We start from the raw sequence: 18,952 nt of genomic DNA, 5'->3' as shown, positions 1-18,952 counted from the left end.
TCTCAATACTAATAATTTTTAAACATAAAAAGCACAGCGTGGTATGGCTGTGCTTTCATTGTAAGACGTTAAAACATTAATCTATAAATACGTACAAACTGTACTTATAGTGAGTTGAATTCATTACAGTATTCAACCTTACCTTGATATTGTACGACTGATTCAGGAATAACTTCATAAACCATAAATGCATTTTTTATATCAGGCAAAGTAGAGGTTAGTTGATGATCAACTGCTTTTTTAAAACCCGCTTTTTCATAATATTCATGATTCCCCACAGCCACTATAACGGGATAGTCAAAATCTGCGAGTACACTTTTTGCTTCTTCAAGCAACGTCAAACCAATTCCCTGACTTTGGTAATCATCACGAACCGCTAAAGGCGCAAGGCCTTGCCAATTGGTGTCAACACCATCAACCGTTACTGGGCTAAAAAAGGCATAACCCACCACTTCACCTTCATCATTACATGCCACCAGCGATAAGGTTCGCTTTCCATTTTCGCGTAACGCCATAACAAGTTTCGCTTCAGCATCAGTGGGAAATACAGCTTTTAATAGCGTATCAATAGTTAAGATATCAGCGGGAGCTTCGGATCTAATGAGCATTTAAGGCCTCTTGGGCAGCACTGCTATCATGCATACCTTGATGAATGAAATCAGCAGATTGCTGCAAAATAAATTTCACAGGAGCAGGTAAAGAATCAAGATCGATACTATCCATCAAGTTTTTAACTTCTAGCCCTAGCTCAGTATCACCTTCAATTCGAAGACGACGTTGGAAGAACAGTGTATCAGGATCTTCCTTACGTGCAGCAATAAGTACTAAATCATTACACTCACCACTGAAACTCACATCTTCTTGTTCACAAGACTCTGCTACAACTAGCTTTTCACCTTCGTAACTTATAAACCACTGTAAGCCTAAATCACGCACTTCAACTTTAAGCCAACGATCTTCTAAAAACTCAAAATCACCATCTTCTAGTGCTTCTTTGAAAACCATAGCTAAGCCATCCAACATCACTTTTTTCTGAAACGAAAAAGGTGTCAGTTTGGCAGGTACACGTAGCAATGAAGGACCGTGTTGAACTAGTTGTTTTCGAAGTTGAGCAATCACTATGATTTATTCCTGTTTAAAAGCGCACTTAGACATCGATTGTATGGCAAGATCGCTATTTCGTTTCATGCCTTAAGTCAAAAAAAATGCTTCTGTATCAACAAATTTGATAATAATTTTCGCTATGTTGTGCACATTCGAGTTAGAGTACAAAGATAAATAAAAATACGATTGACTACTATTCAGCAATGCACATATCTGCACAAATTATGGAGAATGGTGACGACATGCCAACAGAGCAACTAGATTATTGGTTCCCTTTGCTGACGGATAATAGCCCTTTCTTTTTTGCCATCCTTGATCGACAACATAACTATCACGCGGTAAATAATCGTTTTATTGAAATCAGTGGTCTTGAGCGAGAAGAATTACTCGGCAATAACGACACCAATGTCTTAGGTCAACATTATTATCACTCCCTTAAACCTTACTATGAGCGTGCATTTAATGGCGAGAGTATTGAGGCTGAAGTCGTGCTTAACGATAGCAGACACGAATCAAGTCTACACTTTAGTCTTGCCCCATTATTGGATAGCAGGGGCGCCGTCCAACATATCATTCTACATTCAATTGATACCTCTGAACGTCAAATCCTGATCCATTCATTAGAAGAGACAGAACATCAGTTAACACAATTGAATAACTTGATCACTGAAGGTATTTGTTTAGTTGAAAATAACATTATTATTAATGCTAATGATCAAGCAGCGATACAACTTGGTTTACATTCAAAAAAAGAACTACTGGGTCGCCCACTGGACCAGCTACTGCAAGATAATCAGAAACAACCTTGCACCAGTCATCGTTTAAAAAATAATGATAATAAAGAGACAATAAACTACTTTCCAATTATTCATAACGAACAGACTAAGCCTTTAAAGCTGACCATATCTCCTGTTAAACAAATGGGTACTGAAGCGTTACTAGTTAAACTCGAAAGCATCCAAGAAAAAAGCAATAAGCGCCAGCAAGGGCAAATTGAACAGCTAGTACAAATGGATCCATTAACTGGCTTGCTCAATCGTTACGGTTTTACACGTCAGTTAGACCAACTGATGAAAGCAGAAACGCCTGTCGTGATGCTTTATATTGATATTGATAATTTTAAAAATATCAATGATTCACTCGGCCACCACATTGGCGATAAAGTGCTACAAGAAATTGCACAACGCTTACGTCGATTACTACCTGAAACGGCTATTTTGGGCTATTTAAGCGGTGATGAGTTTGCGATCCTATTACCAAACCCTGAGCATGAACGCACTGGCGAAATTATCTCAGAGCAAATCATAGCGCTGGTTAATCAACCGTTTGAACTACGTCATTTTAGAAAGCACTTAGCCTGCTCTATTGGAATGGTCACCTCCCCAGGGCACGGTAATGATGCGCGCATGATGCTACAAAATGCCGATACCGCCATGTATGAAGCGAAACATCGAGGTCGAAACCGCTTAGTTGAATTTAATGATGCCATGAGCAAAGAAGCGCGAATGCGTTTATGGCTTGAAATAGAACTACAAAAAGCGCTGCAAAATAATGGCCTTGAAGTCTGGTATCAACCAAAAGTTAATGCCCGTGACTTTGCTATTGATGGCGCTGAAGCATTAGTGCGTTGGAAACATCCCGTTGAAGGCTATATTAGCCCTGCTCAATTTATTCCTGTCGCGGAAAGCTCTGGCTTAATAGAACAATTGGGCTGCGCAGTCATGCGTGAAGTTTTCACCACCGTCAGTCAGTGGAAAAAACGTAAACTGCTAACAGGACGAGTCGCGATTAACTTATCACCACAACAGTTTGGTAATTCAGGCTTAATTAACTTTGTCGATAAATTACGTTTATCAACAGATATTAACCCTGCTGACATTACCTTTGAACTAACAGAAAGTGCGGTAATGAGTGATGGTGAACATACCATCCAAATGCTTAATGCCATTAAACAGTTAGGCTTTGCACTGTCGATTGATGACTTTGGTACTGGATATTCGTCGCTCTCTTATCTTGCACGCTTCCCCTTAGATGAACTAAAAGTGGATCGCGCGTTTATTCAAGATATCGACACCATTCCCAAACAGGTAACCTTAATTGAAAACATTATCAACTTAGGTAAATCACTAAAAATGAGTGTTGTTGCCGAAGGAATTGAAACCCGTCAACAAGCCACACTGCTATCTAATTTAAATTGTGATTATATCCAAGGTTTCCACTTCTATCGCCCCATGCCAAAACATGAATTAGAAGCCATTTTATTGCAAAATAAATGAGTCAAAAAAACCACAAAAAAAGGAGCGAGAACGCTCCTTTTTATTAATAAAAACAACGAAAAACTGCCTAAAATCAAAGCACCATAAGATAAAGAATTTTAGTATCAAAGGTCATAATTTTATTCAAAGACTGGATGATAAAAAATAATGGAGCTTCTCTGCCCCGCTGGTAACCTTCCAGCCTTAAAAACCGCAATTGATAATGGTGCAGATGCCGTTTATATCGGTTTCAAGGATGATACTAACGCCCGCCATTTTGCAGGCTTAAACTTTACAGGCCGTAAACTCGAAAAAGCCGTACAGTACGTAAAAGATCACGACCGTAAATTACATGTTGCACTCAACACCTTTGCCCATCCCGATGGTTTCAACCGTTGGACAAAAGCGGTAGATAATGCAGCAGCTATGGGGGTTGATGCGCTGATTGTCGCTGATATTGCAGTGCTAGAATACGCCGCTACGACGTATCCAGATTTAGAACTTCACCTATCAGTACAAGCTTCAGCAACTAACACTGCCGCGATTGATTTTTATAAACAAAATTTCAATATAAAACGCGTTGTATTACCACGCGTTTTATCTATTCACCAAGTAAAACAGCTGGCACGTAATACGGATATGGAGCTAGAAGTCTTTGCTTTTGGTAGCCTATGTATTATGTCAGAAGGACGTTGCTACTTATCGTCTTACATGACAGGTGAATCCCCTAATACTGTAGGTGCTTGTTCACCAGCAAAATTTGTCCGTTGGCAAGAAACGCCACAAGGCTTGGAGTCTCGTTTAAACGAAGTACTCATTGACCGCTATGGCCATGGTGAAAACGCTGGCTACCCTACATTATGTAAAGGTCGCTTTGATATCAACATCGATGGTGAGAGCAAACGCTATCATGCCCTTGAAGAGCCAACGAGCCTAAATACCCTTGAGATTCTTCCTGAGCTATTTAAGGCCAATATCGCCTCAGTAAAAATTGAAGGTCGTCAGCGTAGTCCTGCTTATGTTGAACAGGTCACCCGCACATGGCGTGCAGCGATTGATCACTATTTAGCTAACCCAGAAGGCTACCAAGTAAATCCTGCTTGGAATGCATGTCTTGGTAATGTATCAGAAGGTAAACAAACCACACTCGGTGCTTATCACCGTAAATGGCAATAGGAGCCAAACCATGAAATATTCTCTTGGCCCATTACTTTATTTCTGGCCTAAAAATGATGTTGAAGCATTTTATCAACAAACAAAAAACAGCACTATTGATATCATTTATTTAGGCGAAAGTGTGTGTTCTAAACGTCGTGAGTTAAAGCCTGCGCAATGGTTAGATATCGCGAAAGATATCGCAGATAGCGGAAAACAAGTCGTGTTATCGACAATGGCGCTACTCGAAGCGCCAAGCGAAGTGAGCATCATGAAAAAGTACATCGAGAATGGTGATTTTATCATTGAAGCTAACGATGTCTCTGCGATTCAATTAGCTTCTGAAGCAAAAATTCCTTTTGTCGTTGGCCCTGCGGTTAACTGTTATAACGCCCAAACATTGAACCTGTTTTTAAAACAAGGTATGACCCGCTGGTGTATGCCCGTTGAGTTATCGCGTGAATGGCTAAATAACACCTTAATTGAATGTGAAAAACTTGGCATTCGCAATAAATTTGAAACGGAAGTGTTTAGCTATGGCTATCTACCGTTAGCGTATTCTGCCCGTTGCTTTACCGCTCGTGCAGAGAATCGCGCCAAAGATGACTGTGAAACCTGCTGTATTAAGTACCCACAAGGGATCACGGTAAATAGCCAAGAAAACCAAAAAGTCTTTACCCTAAATGGTATTCAGACTCAATCAGGCTACTGCTATAACCTGATAAACGATCTTAAAGGTATGGCAGATATCGTTGATGTCGTGCGATTAAGCCCACTTGGCCTTGATACATTATCTTTGGTTGATGATTTCCGTGCGAATGAACAAAGTGCAACTCGTCATCACATAGAGAATAGCCATCAATGTAATGGTTACTGGCATAGCTTAGCTGGATTGAACACCAGAGAATAATTGCTAAAATACAAAAATAAAAAAGCCGCTATTGCGGCTTTTCTTTTTATCCCCCAGGAACTACTGGGACGGTTTCTTCATTTTGAGTATCAGGGGATTGATCTTGATACTCAGAGTATAATCGACTGAGCTCAAGGAGCGACAATCGGTGCTCAATAAACTCATACACATTGCCTGCTAACGCCAACTTATAGAGCATTACAGCGGTAGAGTAATCCTGATTGTTTTGATGTAGCTTACCTAGATAAAAATACGCTTCTGTTAAATGTTCAGCAAGTTGATCATTATTTTCGCTTTGCTCCGCAATATCACTGAGTAATTGTCGCTCTGTAATCTGCCCTAAAAACAAACGTACCAACTGCCATCCCCACGCTTTTTTATCACTAGCATCATAGCGTTGTTTTAATTGAGCTTGAGCCTTCTCTGGGGTTAATTCAACATCATTAAGGTATAGCCAAATCACGCGATACGGATCATTATGATCTTGTTCGTAATGAGGCAATAGATCTTGATTTGCTAATTCATAGCGCTCACCGTAATACAAGGCAATACCGCGATTACGTTGAGCATAAAGGTGGTTAGGAGCTAACTCTAAGGTAGAATCAAACGCTTCATAAGCCGCATCAAAATGTGCCATTTGGGTAAAATAGACCCCTAACACATTATATAAATCGGGTTGGCTCGGCTCTAAAGTGAGGGATTTATTAAAATCTAATCGCGCTAAATCGCGTAACCCTAAGCTGTCATTAACTAGCCCACGCTCATAATATATTTTCGCTAATGTTGCCTGTGGAATATCGTCTCGCTGCAAAATTTGATCAATGCGAGCTAATTGAATTTGCTGCTGTAAAGTTGGCTGGAATGGAATAGCCATCGGTGGATGAGTCCACTTGGTTGGTATCGCCGAACAGCCTGTTAGCATCATCACTACAGTCATAACGGCAAATGTAAAGCGATTTGCTATCAAAGCACTTCTCCCTAAGGCTTAATAATCACGGTCCTATTGTATTACTCTACATCATAGAACACAGCATGATGTTTTTTAGATAACAAAAAGGGGCTAGATAGCCCCTTTATATCATGCTTTTAGCAAAAAACTTAGCCTTGAGGCTGTTCGTTTTGAGCTGGCGCTTCAGCAGCTGGTGTTTCAACTGCTTCTTTCATGCTTAGACGGATACGGCCTTGACGGTCGATTTCTAGCACTTTAACTTGAACTTCTTGACCCATTTGTAGGTAGTCAGACACTTTCTCTACACGATCTTGTGAGATTTGAGAAATGTGTACTAGACCTTCTTTAGTACCAATCACAGATACAAACGCACCGAAATCAACGATACGCATTACTTTACCAGTGTAGATACGACCTACTTCAACGTCAGCTGTGATTTCTTCGATACGACGGATTGCTTCTTTCGCAGCAGTCCCTTCAGTCGCAGCAATCTTCACTGTACCATCGTCTTCGATCTCGATTGTAGTACCAGTTTCTTCAGTAAGTGCACGAATAACAGCACCACCTTTACCGATAACATCTTTGATCTTCTCAGGGTTGATCTTCATTGTATGAATACGAGGAGCGAACTGAGAGATATCTTCACGTGGAGTATTGATTGCGTTATCCATTACGCTAAGGATATGCTTACGCGCACCTTTAGCTTGGTTAAGAGCAATCTGCATGATCTCTTTAGTGATACCTTCGATCTTGATATCCATTTGAAGTGCAGTAATACCGTCATCAGTACCTGCTACTTTAAAGTCCATATCACCTAGGTGATCTTCGTCACCAAGGATGTCAGAAAGAACAACGAAATCATCACCTTCTTTAACAAGACCCATTGCGATACCCGCAACAGACGCTTTGATTGGCACACCAGCATCCATAAGTGCTAGAGACGTACCACATACAGAAGCCATTGAAGATGAACCGTTAGATTCAGTGATTTCTGATACTACACGTACTGTGTATGGGAACTCGTCTACAGATGGCATTACAGCAGCAATACCACGCTTAGCCAGTTTACCATGACCAATTTCACGACGCTTAGGTGAACCTACAAAACCAGTCTCACCTACACAGTATGGAGGGAAGTTGTAGTGTAGTAGGAAGTGATCTTTCTTCTCACCAGTTAGGCCATCAATGATCTGTGCGTCACGTTGCGTACCAAGCGTTGCCGTAACAAGTGCCTGAGTTTCACCACGAGTAAATAGTGAAGAACCGTGAGTACGTGGAAGTACACCTGTACGTACGTCTAACGCACGAACCATGTCTTTTTCACGACCATCGATACGTGGGTTACCCGCAATGATGCGACCACGTACAACTGTCTTCTCTAGATCGTGGAAGATAGTGTGGATTTCTTTTGTATTTGCTTCCGCATCTTCAGCAAGAATTGCATCGTTTACTTCGCCAGCAATCTCATGAATGCGGTCGTAACGAGCCATTTTTTCAGTGATTTGGTAAGCTTCAACAAGCTTAGTTTCCGCAAGTTCAGCGATCTTGTTTTTAAGTGCTGTGTTCTCTTGAGGAGCAACCCAATCCCAAGCAGGAGTCGCAACTTCAGCAGCAAACTCGTTAATTGCATTGATAGCAACTTGTTGCTGGTCGTGACCAAATACAACAGCTTGTAGCATTTGCTCTTCTGATAGGCGGTCAGCTTCTGACTCAACCATGAGTACTGCATCTTTCGTACCAGCAACAACAAGGTCTAGACGGCTTTCTTCTAGCTCAACATTGCTTGGGTTAAGCACGAATTGATCGTTGATGTATCCAACACGTGCCGCACCGATAGGACCGTTAAATGGAATACCAGAAATAGTTAGTGCTGCAGATGTACCGATCATTGTTACGATGTCTGGGTTTACTGCTGGATTTACAGAAACCACAGTAGCAATAACTTGAACTTCGTTTTTGAAATCGTCAGGGAATAGCGGACGAATTGGACGGTCAATTAGACGTGCAGTCAGTGTTTCGCCTTCAGAAGGACGACCTTCACGCTTGAAGAAACCACCTGGGATTTTACCTGCAGCGTAAGTACGCTCTTGGTAGTTCACTGTTAGCGGGAAGAAGTCTTGACCTTCTACTGCTGTTTTCTTACCAACAACAGAAACGAACACAGAAGTGTCGTCCATGCTAACCATTACTGCAGCCGTCGCTTGACGTGCCATAACACCAGTTTCTAGAGTAACCGTGTGGTTACCGTACTGGAAAGTCTTTACGATAGGATTCACGTGAATTTCCTTAAATATATTCCGCTTTCTATTTGCCTGCTAATTATAACTAAGACAAACAACAGCGTCATGTGATGATATTCACTTTCATGTAATTTCACGTATCGCGACTAAGGAAATATCTCATCATGATGAGGTATTTTATTAGCCGCGACCTAAAGGTCGACGAAAACGACTCGTGATACATAAAAATGGGATTAACTACAGCATCTCTCTTTATCCATCATATTCCTGCCTTAGCATGCATACAACAAACATAAGATTAACTTCGGTACAGATAGTAGACGAAATTGAGGAAAATAACAGAAGGAAAAGTATGAACTGCGGTATGTATTATCTTTTTTTAAAACAAAAAGAAAGGAGCCATTAGGCTCCTTTCTAAAAGCAATCTTAGCGACGTAGGCCTAGACGCTTGATTAGGTCTTGGTAACGATCTAGGTTCTTACCTTTTAGGTAATCTAGAAGCTTACGACGACGAGAAACCATACGTAGTAGACCGCGACGGCTGTGGTGGTCGTGTTTGTGGTTAGCAAAGTGACCTTGAAGGTGGTTGATTTGCGCTGTTAAAAGTGCAACCTGAACTTCAGGAGAACCAGTATCATTTTCACATTGTGCGTAATCTGCAACGATTGCTGCTTTAGTTTCTGCATTCAGAGACATAACTCATTCCTAATACAAGATGTTTTAATTTGTGCCGCCAATCTCTGATTCAGCCGGCACCCAAGCCGCGGATTATACTGATCGATATAGAGAACTACAAGCGAATAATTAGTAACCACGGCAATAAAAAGCAATAAATAAAAGACTTAATTGCATTCATTAAAAACAAACCAATAAGCGCTTCGATTATTACATATTATTCTTGCTGATGTTCATTCGCCATTACGCGTTTTGGCGCCAGCATACCTTTGATATCGATAGTACCGACACCAATAAACTCACGCTCAGAACCAACAGAAATACGCACTAACGTTCCTTCTTCGGGAACATTGTCAGCATGTACTGGATTACCATTAAGCACATGCACCGCAATCTCAGCATTGATATTAACTTCAGGCAAATCTTGTACTGCAGTATCGGTTGATAGCAATAAAGCATCCAGTACAGAGCCAGGCTCGATCTCATTGGCTTTTGCATCATCAAGCATCGCTTGTAACTGCTCAATAGTAACCATTCGCTCATACGGGAAGTTAGAAACCCCTGTACGACGCAACATGATAACGTGAGCACCACAACCTAGCATTTCGCCAAGATCATCAACGATAGTACGAATATAAGTACCTTTTGATACATGAAGTTCCATTTCGACTTCATCATTATCAAAACGCAGTAAATCAACAGAATAAACAGTGATTTTTCGTGATTCACGAGGAACCTCGACGCCTTCACGCGCATATTCGTATAATTTACGCCCTTTGTACTTCAGCGCAGAATACATCGATGGGATCTGATCAGTTGTACCACGGAACTTATCAATACACGCTTCGAGTTGCTCACGATTAACGTTTACATCACGTGTTTCTACCACTTCACCATCAGAATCAGACGTATCTGTACGTTCGCCCAGTTTCGCGATCACACGATAGCGTTTATCTGAATCTAACAAAAACTGAGAAAACTTTGTTGCTTCACCAAAACAGATGGGCAGCATCCCCGTCGCCAAAGGATCAAGCGCACCAGTATGGCCCGCTTTTTGCGCAAAAAAGATACGTTTTACTTTCTGTAAGGTATCGTTTGAACTAATTCCCGTAGGCTTATCAACTAAAATGACACCATTAATTGGGCGACCTTTACGACGACGTGCCATGCTTACTCCTCGCCTTTCTCTTCGTCTTCATCACGACGATCTTCATCGTCACGTACTGCTTTCGATACTAGGTTTGAAATACGCATACCTTCTGTTAGAGACTGATCAAAAATAAAGTTCAGCTCAGGTGTTACACGTAAACGGATCTCTTTACCTAATAGTGAGCGAATGTAAGGAGCCATTTCACGTAGTGCTGCTAGGCTACCTTCAGCGGTTTGCTCACCGATTGGGAAAAACGTCACATAGATTTTGGCGTAATTCATATCACGTGATACATCAACGCTTGAAATCGTTGTCATTGCGATCGCTGGATCTTTGATTTCACGCTGTAGAATGACAGCTAATTCTTTTTGTAGCTGTTGTGCTACACGTTGGGTACGGCTAAATTCTTTTGCCATTTTGTTGCTCTCTCTAAGAATAGGGCTCTTGAAAGAATGGGGAGCCGAAGCTCCCCATAATCATGTTGTTGAATCAGTTAGCGACGTTGATAATTAATCAAGAGTACGCTGAATTTCAACAATTTCGTAAACTTCGATCTGGTCACCAACGCGAACATCATTGTAGTTCTTAACGCCGATACCACATTCGTAGCCGTTCTTAACTTCGTTAACGTCATCTTTAAAACGACGTAACGACTCAAGCTCACCTTCGTAGATAACTACGTTTTCACGTAGAACACGGATAGGGTTATTACGCTTGATAGTACCTTCAGTTACCAAACAACCAGCGATTGCGCCGATCTTAGGTGACTTAAATACGTCACGAACTTCAGCAAGACCAATGATCTCTTGCTTGAATTCCGGAGCAAGCATACCGCCCATTGCCGCTTTAACTTCGTCAATTAGCTGGTAAATGATTGAGTAGTAACGTAAGTCTAGGTTTTCATTTTCGATAGTACGACGCGCAGACGCATCAGCACGAACGTTGAAACCAAGCACGATAGCGTTAGAAGCAGCTGCAAGTACTGCGTCAGTTTCAGTAATACCACCAACACCAGAACCTACGATATTCACTTTAACTTCATCAGTTGAAAGTTTACGTAGAGAATCTGCGATAGCTTCTACAGAACCTTGAACGTCAGCCTTAAGCACAACGTTAAGCTCTGCAACTTCACCTGCAGTCATGTTAGAGAACATGTTCTCTAGTTTCGCTTTCTGCTGGCGAGCTAGTTTAACATCACGGAATTTACCTTGACGATAAAGTGCAACTTCACGTGCTTTACGCTCGTCACGTACAACAGTCGCTTCGTCACCAGATGCAGGTACGCCTGAAAGACCTAAGATCTCTACAGGGATAGATGGACCCGCTTCTTCGATTTCTTGACCTAGTTCGTTACGCATCGCACGAACACGACCGTACTCTAGACCACAAAGAACGATATCGCCCTTATGAAGTGTACCTTCTTGAACAAGAACAGTCGCTACAGGACCACGGCCTTTATCTAGACGTGATTCTACAACCACACCTTTAGCCATGCCTTCAGAGGCTGCTGTTAATTCAAGTACTTCTGACTGAAGTAGAATAGCTTCTAGTAAACCTTCGATGTTTGTACCCTGTTTCGCAGAGATGTGAACAAAAATGTTCTCACCGCCCCACTCCTCAGGAATAACGTCGTATTGAGCAAGCTCATTTTTAACGTTATCTGGGTTAGCACCTTCTTTATCGATCTTGTTTACCGCAACGATCAAAGGAACACCTGCCGCTTTCGCGTGCTGGATTGCTTCGATTGTTTGAGGCATTACACCATCGTCAGCTGCAACCACAAGTACAACGATATCTGTCGCTTGAGCACCACGAGCACGCATAGCTGTAAACGCTGCGTGTCCAGGAGTATCAAGGAAAGTGATCATGCCGTTGTCAGTTTCAACGTGGTATGCACCGATGTGCTGAGTAATACCACCCGCTTCACCAGAAGCTACGTGCGCTTTACGAATGTAGTCAAGTGTTGATGTTTTACCATGGTCAACGTGACCCATGATAGTTACAACAGGAGCACGAGAAACTTTTGCTAAGTCATCTGCGTTACGATCAGAAAGAACGGCTTCTTCTAGCTCATTCTCTTTACGTAGAACAACTTTGTGACCCATTTCTTCAGCAACAAGTGCTGCTGTTTCTTGGTCGATAACTTGGTTGATAGTCGCCATAGCGCCCATCTTCATCATCACCTTGATAACTTCAACGCCTTTTACAGACATCTTATTAGCAAGTTCAGAAACAACAATTGTTTCGCCAATAACAACGTCTTGCTTAGCAACTTGCGCTGTTTTGTCGAAGCCGTGTTGCATTGAGCTTGGTTTGTTCATTTGAGGTTTACCGCGACCACGTTGGTTACGGCCACCACGGCCACCGCGCTCATCTTGCTTAGCAGCAGGTTTTTTCTTCTTACGACGGCGAGAAGTTTCTTCTTTGCGGTCTTGTTCATCTTCCGCAGCACGTGCGTAAGTTGATGTCGTTGTATGGTAATCAGATTTTTCCATACTTACGTTTTGATCAGGTTTTACCCCGTTCTTTTCATTCTGTTCTGCCATCTTGCGAGCCTCTTCTAGCTGACGCTGACTTTCTTCTTCGGCTTTTCGCTTGGCTTCCTCTTCCAGACGACGCTGTAGTGCCTCAGCATCTAGTTTAGCCTGTTTGTCAGCGACGGCGCGTAAAGCTTTATCTTCAGCTTTACGCTTGTCCTGTTTGGTACGATTCGCTTTGTCCTCTGCGTCTCGCTTTGCTTTTTCTTCCGCTTCTCGTTTTGCAGACTCTTCTGCTTTACTCTGCTCTTCTTTGGCACGTTTCGCCGCTTCATCAGCGTCACGTTTTGCTGCTTCTTCAGCTGCTTTATTGGCAATAGCTTCCGCTTCACGTTTTGCGGCTTCTTCGGCTTCACGCTTCACAGCTTCTTCTGCTGCGCGTTGTTCGTCTTCTAAAGCTGAACGTTTGACGTAAGTGCGCTTTTTACGCACTTCTACTTGAACATTTTTGTTCTTGCCGCCGCTACCAGACACACTAAGCGTACTGCGTGTCTTGCGTTGCAAAGTAAGACGATTTGGAGCGCCGTCAGTATTACTGCTACCTCCATGCTCTTTTTGGAGATGGTTTAGTAACGCCTGCTTTTCGGTTTGGCTTACATTTTCATCAGCATTCTTAGCAATACCAGCCTCTGAAAGCTGCTGAAGTAAACGGTCAATTGGCGTACCAATTTCTTCCGCCAATGTTTTAACGGTAACCTCTGACATAATGCTCCTCCCTTGCTTTATTTTTATTACGCTTCGTCGCTGAACCAGCAAATATTACGCGCAGCCATAATTAGCTCACCCGCTTTTGCATCGTCCACGCCTTCAATGTCGGTCAAGTCATCAGTTCCCTGATCAGCAAGATCTTCAAGCGTACAAATACCTTTCGCTGCAAATTTGAACGCCAATTCACGCTCTAAACCTTCAAGACCTAATAAGTCTTCAGCTGGCTCAGCACCGTCAAGCGTTTCTTCTTTAGCAAGCGCAAGCGTAGTTAGCGCAGCTTTTGCACGACTACGTAGTTGATCGATAGTCTCTTCATCAAGACCATCAACATCCATTAGCTCACTTAATGGAACGTAAGCAATTTCTTCTAACGTTGTGAAGCCTTCTTCAACCAATACCGTTGCAAAATCTTCATCAATATCAAGATGCTTAGTAAACACTTCAATTGACTCTTTCGCTTCTTCTTGGTGCTTCTTCTGAAGATCTTCAACTGTCATAACGTTTAGTTCCCAACCTGTGAGTTGAGAGGCTAGGCGAACGTTTTGACCACTACGACCGATAGCTTGTGCAAGATTATCTTTCTGCACTGCAATATCCATTGTGTGGTTATCTTCATCAACAATAATTGAATCAACTTCAGCTGGTGCCATTGCATTGATAACATATTGTGCTGGGTTCTCATCCCAAAGCACGATATCAATACGCTCACCCGCAAGTTCACTAGAAACAGCTTGAACACGTGCACCACGCATACCAACACACGCACCAACAGGGTCAATACGCTTATCGTTAGTTTTTACTGCGATTTTTGCACGAGAGCCAGGATCGCGAGCCGCGCCCATTAGTTCAATAAGCTCTTCGCCCATTTCTGGCACTTCAATGCGGAATAATTCACACAACATTTCCGGTTTTGAACGTGTCATGAATAACTGGAAGCCACGCGCTTCTGGCGCAACTTTATATAGCAGACCACGTACACGGTCACCCGGACGGAAGTTTTCACGTGGAAGCTGATCATCACGTTGGATCACAGCTTCTGCATTACTACCTAAGTCAATAATAACCGCATCACGGTTTACTTTTTTAACGATACCTGTGATTAACTCACCTTCGTTATCGATAAACTGCTCAACAATTTGAGCACGCTCAGCTTCACGTACTTTTTGTACGATAACTTGCTTAGCTGTTTGTGTCGTAATGCGGTCAAACGTTACAGATTCAATATCATCTTCAACGTAATCGCCAGCAACAATTGTTGGATCTTCAAACTGTGCCGCTTCAAGTGTGATTTCAAGCGTTGGTTGAGTCACTTCTTCTACCGCTTTCCAGCGACGGAAAGTTTCAAACTCACCCGTTTTACGATCAATAGCAACACGAACTTCAATCTCTGCTTCGTGTTTCTTTTTGGTTGCTGTTGCAAGTGCAATTTCTAGTGCTTCAAAAATACGCTCACGTGGAACAGCTTTTTCGTTGGATACCGCTTCTACGACAGCCAAAATTTCTTTGTTCATTTCTAATGCCCCAATTTAGCGGTTAGAATTTTGGAACCAGGTTGGCCTTCGAGATATTGCTCAGTGCAAAGGACTCTTCATTGCCATCTACTTTAAGTGTGATCAATTCGCCTTCAACTGCGACAATGTCACCTTTCCACTTGCGACGGTTACCCATCGCCATTTTTAACACTATGTTAGCTTCGTGGCCAACAAACTGCTGATAATGTGCTGCTTTGAATAGTGGTCTTTCCAATCCAGGGGAAGATACTTCCAAGTTATAAGCCACAGTAATTGGATCTTCAACATCCATCACTGCACTTATTTGGCGACTAACTTCTGCGCAACCATCTACATTGATACCATTTTCGTGGTCAATAAATACGCGAAGTGTGGAGTGCTCACCAGCACGAATGAACTCTAAACCTACCAATTCAAAGCCTAAAGCTAGTACTGATGGTTCGAGCATCTCGGTTAATTGTGTCTCTAAAGCTGTCAAAACAACCCCCCTGGAAACAAAAAAAGGGCATAAAGCCCAGTAGATACCTGAATGGTCATGTTTCAGATAATAAAAAACCCCGAATTACGGGGTTTTTTATTACTGGACCCTGATTACCGAGGCTCTATAAAGTTGCCTCAATAAGAAAACAAACATTCGCATTTAAGAATAGTTTATTTTCAGGAAAGTGGTTGCGGGGGCTGGATTTGAACCAACGACCTTCGGGTTATGAGCCCGACGAGCTACCAAGCTGCTCCACCCCGCGTCCGAATTCTAACGAATTATATCGTTCGGGCGTTACTTTTACAAGTAACCAGTATAATGGTGCCGAGAAGGGGACTTGAACCCCTACACCTTGCGGCACTAGCACCTCATGCTAGCGTGTCTACCAATTTCACCATCTCGGCTAAATCTTTAATTACTGAGGGATCTCATCAGTTGATGGTGCCTTCTCAGTTTTTGTTTTTTCAACAACAGGTTGTATTGTCGCTGGTGCAGTTAGGTTATCCCAACCACTTCCCTCTGTTGCTTGTTTTGCACTCATATTGCCAAGAACAAGACTTATAACAAAGAAAATTGCAGCCAAAACTGTTGTCATTCGGGTTAAAAAGTTACCGGAACCGCTAGAGCCAAACAATGTGCCTGATGCTCCAGCCCCAAATGAGGCTCCCATATCTGCGCCTTTACCTTGCTGTACCAAAACTAGGCCAATTACACCAAGCGCGGCGACAAGATAAATCACAAGTAGAATTTCGTACATGGCTTCCACCTATGGTTAAATTGCTATGCCAGCTTTGCTCTATGCAGGGCCAGCGCACTCCATCTTCCAAGGAGCGACTGCATACTAGCGAAACCCTATCGTAGTGACAAGTAATATTTGATGAAAAATGCTTTACACCACATCACTTGCACAACATTTAGCCAAAACGAAGTCGACATAAAAATATAGGCAGAGTATCACGCTACTCTGCCTTCTTTCTTTATTCGATAAAATTCAGAGTTGAAATTTATCGCGAAATGCAAATTAACAGTTTTCTTTTACTGCTTTTGCAATATCAAGAGCATATTGCTGAACATCAGCCGCATCTTGACCTTCAACCATAACACGAATTAATGGCTCAGTGCCTGACTTACGTAGCAATACTCGACCATTATCACCTAACTTTTCTTCAACTAATTTAGTTGCAGTAATAACTGCATCAGACTTTAATGGATCTGATGTCCCTTTGAAGCGTACATTTTCAAGTACTTGAGGGAACATAACCATACCATCACAAAGTTCTTTTAAGCTCATCTTACTTGCAACGATTGATGCCATAACTTGAAGGCCAGCAACAATACCATCGCCGGTTGTCACTTTATCAAGCAAAATGACATGACCAGAGTTCTCAGCACCAATCAACCAGTCATGCTTCTGCAGCTCTTCCATTACGTAACGATCGCCTACTTTGGCACGTACAAATGGAATGCCTAAATTCTTAAGAGCAACTTCCATGCCCATATTTGTCATCAATGTACCAACAACACCCCCTTTTAGCTCGCCACGGCGTAATGCATCGCGAGCGATAATGTAGGCAATTTGGTCACCATCAACTTTGTTCCCTAGCTCATCAACCATGATCACACGATCGCCATCACCATCCAGTGCGATACCAAAATCCGCTTTTTCTTCAAGCACTTTAGCCTGAAGCGCAGCGACATCAGTTGCTCCTACTTTGTCGTTAATGTTCACACCATTAGGCTCACAACCAATAGCGATAACTTCAGCGCCTAGTTCAGAAAAAACTTTAGGTGCAATATGGTAAGTCGCGCCGTGGGCACAATCGACAATAATCTTAAAACCTTCAAGGCTTAAATGGGTTGGAAAAGTACCTTTACAAAATTCAATGTAACGTCCAGCTGCATCATCGATACGATAAGCTTTACCAAGTAATGCTGATTCTACACAGGTTAATGGTTTTTCCATTTCAGCTTCAATTGCTAGCTCAATATCATCAGGTAACTTAGTACCTTTTGCAGAAAAAAACTTTATACCGTTATCGTAATACGGGTTATGTGATGCTGAAATAACAATACCGGCTTCTGCTCGAAACGTACGAGTAAGATAAGCAACTGCTGGTGTTGGCATTGGTCCGGTGAATGCGGCTTTTAAGCCTGCAGCTGCTAAGCCTGCTTCTAACGCAGATTCCAACATATAGCCAGAGATACGGGTATCTTTACCAATTAAGACTTTTTTTGTCCCAGTTTGCGATAGTACGCGACCAGCAGCCCAACCTAACTTCATTACAAAGTCAGGTGTAATTGGTGCTTCACCTACTAAACCACGAATACCATCAGTACCAAAGAACTTACGTTCAGACATGTTTTGCTCCTAGCTATGTTGAATACTTCTGTGACGCACTAATACTAATTAAGTGAGCATCACAATTCATTTTTATTTCGCTTGTTGCATTACCATATTATAAATTTTCATAACTTCAGCTGTTTCTTTAGCGTCATGAACACGAACAATATGCGCACCTTTCATTGCTGCAATGGTAGCACAAGCTAAACTACCCGCGAGACATTCAGCAGGTGGCTTACCTAATAAATTGAATATCATTGATTTACGCGACATCCCCGCTAATACAGGTAAACCAAATTGGTGAAATTGTTCAAATTTCGCCAACAATTGATAATTATGTTCAAGCGTTTTACCAAATCCAAAACCTGGATCAAGGATCAACTGCTGACGTGAAATACCAACATTTTCACACGCTGAAATTCGCTCACTCAGAAAATCAGAAACATCCTGAATAAGATGATTATAATTCGGTTGGTGCTGCATTGTACGAGGCTGGCCTTGCATATGCATCAAGCAAATCGGCACATTCGCTTTTGCGGCAATCTCTAATGCATTCGGCTCTTGTAACGCACGAACATCATTAATCAGATCAGCCCCAGCATTTACCGCCTCTTTCATGACCAGAGCTTTACTGGTATCAATTGAAATCCAACAATCAAAACGTTGACGGATAGCTTCTATAATCGGTACCACGCGATCCAACTCTTCATTAAGTGCCACGTCTTTAGCACCAGGTCGCGTTGACTCACCACCGATATCAATAATGGATGTGCCAGCTTGTAGCATGCTTTCCACATGGTTTAGCGCATAATCGATACGAGTAAACTGTCCACCATCTGAAAATGAATCTGGCGTAACATTTAAAATACCCATGACCTGTGGGGTAGATAGATCTAAATTTTTATTACGACTGGTTAACTGCATCTGCTATTCCAT

Annotated in this window: 16 protein-coding genes and 2 tRNA genes; 3 read left to right on the top strand and 15 right to left on the bottom strand. The window is 42.1% G+C overall.

The features are described 5' to 3' along the window. Positions 1–104: 104 nt before the first annotated feature. Together SKA34_RS14180 and SKA34_RS14175 are read right to left on the bottom strand one after the other, a co-directional pair. Positions 105–608 (bottom strand): GNAT family N-acetyltransferase, encoded by a 504-nt coding sequence (locus SKA34_RS14180; RefSeq protein WP_006646217.1) that lies wholly within the window; start codon positions 606–608, stop codon positions 105–107. Next, a complete protein-coding gene (locus SKA34_RS14175; protein WP_006646216.1) occupies positions 598–1,119 on the bottom strand; it encodes an SCP2 domain-containing protein in 522 nt (173 codons plus the stop codon). Before SKA34_RS14175 ends, SKA34_RS14180 begins: the two co-directional genes overlap by 11 nt. 227 nt (positions 1,120–1,346) lie before the next feature. Here SKA34_RS14175 and SKA34_RS14170 point away from each other — a divergent pair, with 227 nt between their 5' ends. From SKA34_RS14170 to SKA34_RS14160, 3 genes are all read left to right on the top strand, one after another. Then, entirely contained in the window at positions 1,347–3,380 is a 2,034-nt protein-coding gene (locus SKA34_RS14170; protein ID WP_198138494.1) for a bifunctional diguanylate cyclase/phosphodiesterase, read from the top strand. Positions 3,381–3,527: 147 nt separating this feature from the next. Beyond that, positions 3,528–4,535 (top strand): peptidase U32 family protein, encoded by a 1,008-nt coding sequence (locus tag SKA34_RS14165; RefSeq protein WP_006646214.1) that lies wholly within the window; start codon positions 3,528–3,530, stop codon positions 4,533–4,535. A gap of 10 nt (positions 4,536–4,545) precedes the next feature. After that, a complete protein-coding gene (locus tag SKA34_RS14160; RefSeq protein WP_006646213.1) occupies positions 4,546–5,424 on the top strand; it encodes a U32 family peptidase in 879 nt (292 codons plus the stop codon). Positions 5,425–5,470: 46 nt separating this feature from the next. Here SKA34_RS14160 and nlpI read toward each other — a convergent pair whose 3' ends face one another. The 13 genes from nlpI to folP form a co-directional block, all read right to left on the bottom strand. Continuing rightward, a complete protein-coding gene (gene nlpI / locus SKA34_RS14155) occupies positions 5,471–6,391 on the bottom strand; it encodes a lipoprotein NlpI (protein WP_006646212.1) in 921 nt (306 codons plus the stop codon). Between the two features lie 131 nt (positions 6,392–6,522). After that, positions 6,523–8,649, bottom strand: coding sequence for a polyribonucleotide nucleotidyltransferase (pnp, locus tag SKA34_RS14150; protein WP_006646211.1), 2,127 nt, complete (start codon positions 8,647–8,649; stop codon positions 6,523–6,525). A 390-nt stretch (positions 8,650–9,039) separates the two neighbouring features. Then, entirely contained in the window at positions 9,040–9,309 is a 270-nt protein-coding gene (gene rpsO, locus SKA34_RS14145; protein WP_006646210.1) for a 30S ribosomal protein S15, read from the bottom strand. A gap of 196 nt (positions 9,310–9,505) precedes the next feature. Continuing rightward, positions 9,506–10,456 (bottom strand): tRNA pseudouridine(55) synthase TruB, encoded by a 951-nt coding sequence (gene truB, locus SKA34_RS14140; RefSeq protein ID WP_006646209.1) that lies wholly within the window; start codon positions 10,454–10,456, stop codon positions 9,506–9,508. A 2-nt stretch (positions 10,457–10,458) separates the two neighbouring features. Then, positions 10,459–10,854: a 30S ribosome-binding factor RbfA gene (gene rbfA / locus SKA34_RS14135; RefSeq protein ID WP_006646208.1), complete on the bottom strand. Its 396-nt coding sequence runs from the start codon at positions 10,852–10,854 to the stop codon at positions 10,459–10,461. A 93-nt stretch (positions 10,855–10,947) separates the two neighbouring features. After that, positions 10,948–13,680, bottom strand: coding sequence for a translation initiation factor IF-2 (gene infB / locus SKA34_RS14130; RefSeq protein ID WP_006646207.1), 2,733 nt, complete (start codon positions 13,678–13,680; stop codon positions 10,948–10,950). A gap of 26 nt (positions 13,681–13,706) precedes the next feature. Then, positions 13,707–15,194 carry a transcription termination factor NusA gene (nusA, locus tag SKA34_RS14125; protein ID WP_006646206.1) on the bottom strand — a complete coding sequence of 496 codons (1,488 nt, stop codon included), beginning with the start codon at positions 15,192–15,194 and terminating at the stop codon, positions 13,707–13,709. A 22-nt stretch (positions 15,195–15,216) separates the two neighbouring features. Further along, complete coding sequence (rimP, locus tag SKA34_RS14120) at positions 15,217–15,672, bottom strand: ribosome maturation factor RimP (RefSeq protein ID WP_006646205.1); 456 nt, start codon at positions 15,670–15,672, stop codon at positions 15,217–15,219. A 188-nt stretch (positions 15,673–15,860) separates the two neighbouring features. Beyond that, positions 15,861–15,937 (bottom strand) — tRNA-Met (locus SKA34_RS14115). A gap of 57 nt (positions 15,938–15,994) precedes the next feature. Then, positions 15,995–16,079 (bottom strand) — tRNA-Leu (locus SKA34_RS14110). Positions 16,080–16,090: 11 nt separating this feature from the next. Beyond that, the gene (gene secG / locus SKA34_RS14105; RefSeq protein ID WP_006646204.1) at positions 16,091–16,432 is read right to left on the bottom strand and encodes a preprotein translocase subunit SecG; all 342 of its coding nucleotides are present in this window, start codon (positions 16,430–16,432) and stop codon (positions 16,091–16,093) included. A 264-nt stretch (positions 16,433–16,696) separates the two neighbouring features. Further along, positions 16,697–18,034 (bottom strand): phosphoglucosamine mutase, encoded by a 1,338-nt coding sequence (glmM, locus tag SKA34_RS14100; protein ID WP_006646203.1) that lies wholly within the window; start codon positions 18,032–18,034, stop codon positions 16,697–16,699. Positions 18,035–18,106: 72 nt separating this feature from the next. Beyond that, positions 18,107–18,940, bottom strand: coding sequence for a dihydropteroate synthase (gene folP, locus SKA34_RS14095; protein ID WP_006646202.1), 834 nt, complete (start codon positions 18,938–18,940; stop codon positions 18,107–18,109). Positions 18,941–18,952 lie beyond the last annotated feature (12 nt).

It is taken from the genome of Photobacterium sp. SKA34 (assembly GCF_000153325.1).
Classification (GTDB): domain Bacteria; phylum Pseudomonadota; class Gammaproteobacteria; order Enterobacterales; family Vibrionaceae; genus Photobacterium.
The sequence above is the reverse complement of the archived record's forward strand: the minus strand, read 5'-3'. Positions and strand labels throughout refer to the sequence as shown.

Coding starts and splice junctions, on each gene's coding strand:
- SKA34_RS14180 (WP_006646217.1), bottom strand. CDS start 608: ATGCTCATTAGATCCGAAGCTCCCGCTGATATCTTAACTATTGATACG.
- SKA34_RS14170 (WP_198138494.1), top strand. CDS start 1,347: ATGCCAACAGAGCAACTAGATTATTGGTTCCCTTTGCTGACGGATAAT.
- SKA34_RS14165 (WP_006646214.1), top strand. CDS start 3,528: ATGGAGCTTCTCTGCCCCGCTGGTAACCTTCCAGCCTTAAAAACCGCA.
- SKA34_RS14160 (WP_006646213.1), top strand. CDS start 4,546: ATGAAATATTCTCTTGGCCCATTACTTTATTTCTGGCCTAAAAATGAT.
- rpsO (WP_006646210.1), bottom strand. CDS start 9,309: ATGTCTCTGAATGCAGAAACTAAAGCAGCAATCGTTGCAGATTACGCA.
- truB (WP_006646209.1), bottom strand. CDS start 10,456: ATGGCACGTCGTCGTAAAGGTCGCCCAATTAATGGTGTCATTTTAGTT.
- rbfA (WP_006646208.1), bottom strand. CDS start 10,854: ATGGCAAAAGAATTTAGCCGTACCCAACGTGTAGCACAACAGCTACAA.
- infB (WP_006646207.1), bottom strand. CDS start 13,680: ATGTCAGAGGTTACCGTTAAAACATTGGCGGAAGAAATTGGTACGCCA.
- nusA (WP_006646206.1), bottom strand. CDS start 15,194: ATGAACAAAGAAATTTTGGCTGTCGTAGAAGCGGTATCCAACGAAAAA.
- secG (WP_006646204.1), bottom strand. CDS start 16,432: ATGTACGAAATTCTACTTGTGATTTATCTTGTCGCCGCGCTTGGTGTA.
- glmM (WP_006646203.1), bottom strand. CDS start 18,034: ATGTCTGAACGTAAGTTCTTTGGTACTGATGGTATTCGTGGTTTAGTA.
- folP (WP_006646202.1), bottom strand. CDS start 18,940: ATGCAGTTAACCAGTCGTAATAAAAATTTAGATCTATCTACCCCACAG.